The 6000-nt window shown below is 42.9% G+C and carries 5 protein-coding genes; 2 read left to right on the forward strand and 3 right to left on the reverse strand.

Annotated elements, in window-relative coordinates; genetic code table 11:
* The first annotated feature begins 217 nt into the window (after window positions 1-217).
* Window positions 218-904 (forward strand): ATP-dependent Clp endopeptidase proteolytic subunit ClpP, encoded by a 687-nt coding sequence (gene clpP, locus PENNN9_RS12335; protein ID WP_413771755.1) that lies wholly within the window; start codon window positions 218-220, stop codon window positions 902-904.
* 99 nt (window positions 905-1003) lie between these two features.
* Complete coding sequence (gene clpX, locus PENNN9_RS12340) at window positions 1004-2278, forward strand: ATP-dependent protease ATP-binding subunit ClpX (RefSeq protein ID WP_058369946.1); 1275 nt, start codon at window positions 1004-1006, stop codon at window positions 2276-2278.
* Window positions 2279-2737: 459 nt separating this feature from the next.
* On the opposite strand, the gene benC is transcribed toward clpX, so the two are convergent.
* The 3 genes from benC to benA form a co-directional block, all read right to left on the reverse strand.
* Entirely contained in the window at window positions 2738-3754 is a 1017-nt protein-coding gene (gene benC, locus PENNN9_RS12345) for a benzoate 1,2-dioxygenase electron transfer component BenC (protein WP_058369947.1), read from the reverse strand.
* A gap of 161 nt (window positions 3755-3915) precedes the next feature.
* Window positions 3916-4413: a benzoate 1,2-dioxygenase small subunit gene (gene benB / locus PENNN9_RS12350; protein WP_058369948.1), complete on the reverse strand. Its 498-nt coding sequence runs from the start codon at window positions 4411-4413 to the stop codon at window positions 3916-3918.
* Between the two features lie 120 nt (window positions 4414-4533).
* The gene (benA, locus tag PENNN9_RS12355) at window positions 4534-5913 is read right to left on the reverse strand and encodes a benzoate 1,2-dioxygenase large subunit (RefSeq protein ID WP_058369949.1); all 1380 of its coding nucleotides are present in this window, start codon (window positions 5911-5913) and stop codon (window positions 4534-4536) included.
* Window positions 5914-6000: the final 87 nt, after the last annotated feature.

A 6000-nucleotide genomic window follows, 5' to 3' on the forward strand; every position in this document is an offset into this window, starting at 1 on the left:
GCCTCATAATTAAACCAGTTATCATAGCGTCAGTTGTTGTTATTAATTACTATGGTTGTTGATTACGAAGTGTTTATATTAAATAAGGCTTAATACTTAATAACGCTTATATATTATTGTCTGATACACTATTTTGCATACCATTATTAGACTGTAGCATGACAAACCCTTAGCTCATTTTGAACTCTATTTTATACACTTGTTTATAGGACATTTTATGACAGATTATGATCGCATCACCGCCAACCCTCATTTTGATATGCTAATGAGTGCGCACAACGATGTGCAAAGCATGCAAAATGCACCTCAAGCTGCATTGGTGCCTATGGTTGTCGAACAGTCGTCACGCGGTGAACGCTCTTTTGATATCTTCTCGCGCTTGCTGCGTGAGCGTGTGATATTTTTGACAGGTCAAGTCGAAGACCACATGGCCAATCTAATCGTCGCACAGCTGCTATTTTTAGAAGCTGAAAACCCTGATAAAGATATCCATTTATATATCAATTCACCAGGTGGTTCAGTCAGTGCAGGTTTGGCTATTTTTGATACTATGAATTTTATCAAACCTGAAGTATCGACTATCTGTATGGGCGGTGCTTACAGCATGGGCTCTTTCCTATTGGCCGCTGGTCAAAAAGGCAAACGTTATGCACTAGCCAATTCTCGTGTCATGATTCATCAGCCTTCAGGTGGTGCTCAAGGTCAGGCAACAGATATCGAAATTAACGCTCGTGAAATTCTAAAAACACGCGCGCGCTTAAATGAGATTTTGGCTGAGCGTACTGGTCAACCAGTAGAGAAGATCGAAAAAGACGTTGAGCGTGACTTTTGGTTAGATGCCCGTGAGGCCAAAGAGTATGGTCTGGTTGATGAAGTGTTAGAGCGCCGCCCGGATTCTTTGTAGTATTGACTGATACTTCCCTTCGGCCTGAACTCTTGGCGTTTGGGCTGTAATGGACACACGCCAAATATTTATAAGCTTTAAATTTTAGGAGTGCCTTATATGGCAGAAGATAACAACCCGCATTGCTCGTTTTGTGGCAAAGCCAAAAGCGAAGTTAAGCAGCTTATTGCCGCTGACGATGCCAATATCTGTAACGAATGTATTGAACTATGTACAGATCTAATCGCTGATAGCGCAACTGATAATGACTCTGATGGCGAAATTGATACCTCATGGGTCAATAAAAAACTGCCAACTCCTAAAGAGTTGCGTGCCAAGCTTGATGAGTACGTCATCGGTCAAGACGCTGCCAAAAAAGCACTGTCTGTTGCTGTTTACAACCATTATAAGCGTCTAAAAGTTAGCCAAACCTTAGCTAATGATAGTAAAAAAGCTAAAATCGGTGCTGATGATGCAATGGTTGAGCTAGCTAAAAGTAATATCTTGCTGATTGGGCCGACTGGTTCTGGTAAGACTTTACTTGCGCAGACCTTAGCACGTCTACTAGATGTACCTTTTGCGATGGCGGACGCCACTACTTTAACCGAAGCTGGTTATGTCGGTGAAGACGTAGAAAACATTGTACAAAAGCTATTACAAGCCTCTGACTATGATGTGAGCAAAGCTGAGCAAGGTATCATTTATATTGATGAGATTGATAAAATCAGTAAAAAAGGCGATAACCCGTCTATCACGCGCGATGTGTCAGGCGAAGGTGTGCAACAAGCCTTGCTCAAGCTTATCGAAGGTACAGTCGCTGCTATCCCGCCACACGGTGGACGTAAGCACCCGCAGCAAGAGCTAATTCAAGTGGATACCAGTAATATCCTCATCATCGTTGGTGGGGCATTTGCAGGTCTTGATCAGGTGATTCAGCAGCGTACTGAAAAAGGCGGCATTGGCTTTAACGCTGATGTCAGCTCAAAAGATGACAGTCGCCGCAGCTCAGATTTGCTCCAACAAGTCGAGCCAGAAGATTTGATTAAGTTTGGTCTTATTCCTGAGCTAATCGGTCGTTTGCCAGTGTTGGCAGCACTTGAGGAGCTTGACGAAGAAGCACTGGTACAGATCCTAACTGAACCTAAAAACGCACTGGTAAAACAGTATAAGTACTTGTTCGATATGGAAGGTGCTGACATTAGCTTTACTCAAGAAGCGCTTGATGCAATTGCCAAAAAAGCAATGGAGCGTAAGACGGGCGCCCGTGGTCTGCGCTCTATCGTTGAAAACGCTCTACTTGAGACTATGTATGAGCTACCATCAATGAAGAACGCCAAAACAGTAATGGTTGATGAGCAGGTTATCAACGAAGGTAAAACACCTAAGATTGCTTAATTTATTGTTTAGTTAAGACAGTTAATCACAAGTAATTGGCTATTATTGTAGAGAAAGCGTCTAGCATTTCATGCTAAGACGCTTTTTTTTATGTCTGTTTATTTGTTTTCACCAAATCCTCAAAATGTCCGTTACACCAAAAATGACAGCAGCGTCTATTAATGAGAAGTAGATAAAATTAAAATCATGCTAATGTAGTTATTCCATTTTCATCATTATATTTAATTGCTACCGTTTAACTTAATCTTGAGTTTAGATACTGACCGTTAATGACTATAGTCGTTACTAAATAAAATGGCTACGTTATTTAATAACGCGAAACTGGTATAAATTTTTCTGGCTTGCTGTGCTGTGCCTACGCAGACAGAGGCTGCAAAAATTTGTTGCCAGTAACACTTTGTCGGTTTCAATACGAATTGGCAGCACTATCAATTGCTATTAGTATTGGCTAATAATCTACTACTGCTCACTAGGGGTGAATTTTTCATAATAAAAATTGCTAGGCTTTAAGCTGCTCGTATCCAACCAGTTACTGACAGCATCGACCATCGCTAAAGGACCACACAGATAGACGTCGACATCACCATCATTTAACCAATCAGCTTCAACATGGCTTGTCACATAACCTTTGCGCTCATGGTTGCTGTCTTCGGTCGCCACGCACGTACGATAATCAAACCAAGCATGATTGCTTTTGACTTCTTCTAGTTTTTCAATCTCTATCAAATCAGCGTCATTGGTAACGCCATAAACCATCTTGACAGGGTGATGAGCGCCCGATACTTCTAAGCTCTTTAGCATCGATAAGAAAGGCGCGATACCGGTACCACCTGCCAAAAACAAGGTAGGGCGTACAAGGGGGCGCAAATAGAAACTACCAAACGGCCCTTCAAAATCAATATCTTGACCAATTTGTGCAATATCGGATAAAAAGGTGCTCATTTTGCCATTAGGAATATTACGGACGACGAATTCGGCCTGCTTAGCACTAGGTACAGAGCTAAACGAGTAGGAGCGTGTCTCGCCAGAATCAGGAATGCTGATATTGACATACTGTCCTGGCAAAAATACTAGCGCATCTGGATTATCGACTTCGACGCCAAAATGAATGGTAGACTCCGAAAGCACGTTTAGCTGTTGTAGCTTACCTTTAAACACTGACTTGCCAACTTTGCAGGCTTCAGAGGAGGTCGGTACTTTGATAACGCAGTCGCTTTCAGGAATCATCTGACAGGTCAAAACATAGCCTTCTTTGGCCTCAGCTTCAGTCAGCGCTTCTTCGATATACATGTCAGGGTGCATATCGTAGCTGCCTGACTCACAATGACAGCGGCAAGTACCGCAAGCACCATCGAGACAGTCAACAGGGATGTTATATTTTTGGCGGTAGGCCGCTTCGGCGACGGTTTCATCTGCTTCACATTTGATGAATCCTGTGACACCGTCTTCAAACTGTAGAGCAATATTATATTCCATGAGAAATATCCCTTTTCAACATATGGTTACTAACTAATCTAGCTGTACTTTAATCGGCTTATTGATAACGGCTGGTTGATAAAGGCTGGGCTATCAATGAGTCCGTTGTAGAAATTAACTGTGCATATTGGCTGGTAAGTATTACTAAGCACATGCAGAATTTAGACGTGATACACATCCATAATTTGATGCACATAATCATCTTTTAACACGACATATTTATCCAAAATCTTTGGGCTGTCTTGAGTCATGTCTATCTTGTACTTAGAAAACCCCCAATAAGTATTGGTCTCATGATAACGATAGGATTTATTAATCCAGTTAAAGCGGACACTAACGATGCCGTCGTTATCTTCAAGCAGCTCAATATTAGATAGGTTGTGCGTGGTACGGGTATCAGGAATGGTTGCAGAAGAGCGCTCAGTCTCGACACGGAAAATGCGGTCTTCAAGGCCACGGCGATCAGGATAATAAATAAGTGATATCTCGCGTAGTGGGTCGCTTATCAGCTCGCCATCATCATCCCAGCTTGGCATCCAAAATGGGCAGTCTTCATCATAACAAGCGAGCCACTCGTCCCAGTTTTTTTCATCAAGCAATCGTGCTTCACGGTACAAAAACTGACGCACATCTTCGATGCTAACCGTTGCGTTTTTCATTGTCGTAATCCTTTTATATTGGTGAGTCCTGACATGTTGCAGCAAATGACTGGCAGCATATTTAGCTTAAATACCTGCCTTTTGTTGCTTTAGATAAGTGTCTTATACATAGCGCTCATATTATCCTGCGCCATGTAACTGCTGCTCTTGCTCTAGGGCTTTTTTCATCTCTTCATGCCAGTAGCGATGCTGTACAGTATATAAGCCTTCGTCTTCGGTCTTTGCTCCGCTCAATAAAGGTTTAAGATCAATGGCTTTTGCGCCTTCGTCAGCGCCTTCTATCCAATGCTCAGAGCCTCGGCACATATCATTCCATTCAAGTTTGATGCCGTTATAGCCTTCTTGGCATGAGCGGAATTCTTCTAAGTCATCTGGCGTTGCCATGCCAGTCACGTTAAAGAAGTCTTCATACTGACGAATGCGGCGAGTACGTGCTTCATCGCTCTCACCTTTTGGTGCGATACACCAGATGGTGACTTCAGTCTTATCAACGGCTAAGGGACGTAGCATACGTATCTGTGAGCTGAACTGATCCATGATATAGACGTTTGGATATAGGCATAAGTTGCGCGAACGTCCAATCATCCAGTCAGCCATTGCTTCACCATATTGGGCAACATAATCATCGCGATAGGCAAAGTTGGGACGATCTTGCGGGTTTTCCCATTGGGTCCACAGCAGTAGATGACCATTTTCAAAGGAATAGAATCCGCCACCTTGACGACCCCATTTACCAGCGTTCATGGCTTTAATGTTGTCTTCTTTTACAGCTTCTTGCTCCTTACGGCGTGCCGTCGTAGCAGCATAGTTCCAATGTACGGCTGACACATGGTAGCCATCAGCGCCATTTTCAGCTTGTAGCTTCCAGTTACCATCAAAGGTATAGGTTGAGGTACCGCGCAATACTTCTAGGCCTTCTGGTGATTGGTTGACAATCATATCAAGGATTTTGGTTGAGCCACCAAGCCAGTCTTCAATCGGTTCGACGTCATCATTAAGGCTCGCAAATAAGAAGCCTTTATAATTGGCAAGTTTGACTTGCTTTAGGTCATGTGAGCCATCTTTATTAAAGGCGTCAGGATAACCAGCGCCGCGCGGATCCTTAACTTTAAGCAGCTTACCTGAGTTGTTATAAGTCCAACCGTGGAAGGGGCATGTATAAGTGGCTTTGTTGCCTTTTTTATGACGACATAATTGAGCGCCGCGGTGAGAGCAGGCATTAATCATACAATGCAGCTCACCTTCTTTATTACGGGCAACGATGACCGGCTGACGGCCGATGTATGTTGTATAGTAGTCGTTGTTATCAGGGATTTGAGTCTCATGAGCCAGATAAACCCAGTTGCTTTCAAAGATATGTTTCATCTCAAGCTCAAATAGCTCTTCGTTGGTAAAGGCGCTGCGATGTAGGCGATAAATCCCTTTTTCTGCATTCTCTTCTAAAAAATCGTCGATAGCAATATCTGATCCTTCAGGTATTAGATTAATACGCTCGCTCATGGCTGTCTTCCTTGTAAATAACGGTGTTAAACGATGTTAGGGTATGACGCTTGATACGACAACTGTGTGTATATCAAGCGAAAATCT

Origin of the sequence: Psychrobacter sp. ENNN9_III, from assembly GCF_001462175.1 — a bacterium.
GTDB lineage: Bacteria > Pseudomonadota > Gammaproteobacteria > Pseudomonadales > Moraxellaceae > Psychrobacter.

What these genes read in the sequence shown, in the direction of transcription:
- benB (WP_058369948.1), bottom strand. Translation starts at nt 4,413, where the DNA reads ATGAAAAACGCAACGGTTAGCATCGAAGATGTGCGTCAGTTTTTGTAC.
- clpP (WP_413771755.1), top strand. Translation starts at nt 218, where the DNA reads ATGACAGATTATGATCGCATCACCGCCAACCCTCATTTTGATATGCTA.
- clpX (WP_058369946.1), top strand. Translation starts at nt 1,004, where the DNA reads ATGGCAGAAGATAACAACCCGCATTGCTCGTTTTGTGGCAAAGCCAAA.
- benA (WP_058369949.1), bottom strand. Translation starts at nt 5,913, where the DNA reads ATGAGCGAGCGTATTAATCTAATACCTGAAGGATCAGATATTGCTATC.
- benC (WP_058369947.1), bottom strand. Translation starts at nt 3,754, where the DNA reads ATGGAATATAATATTGCTCTACAGTTTGAAGACGGTGTCACAGGATTC.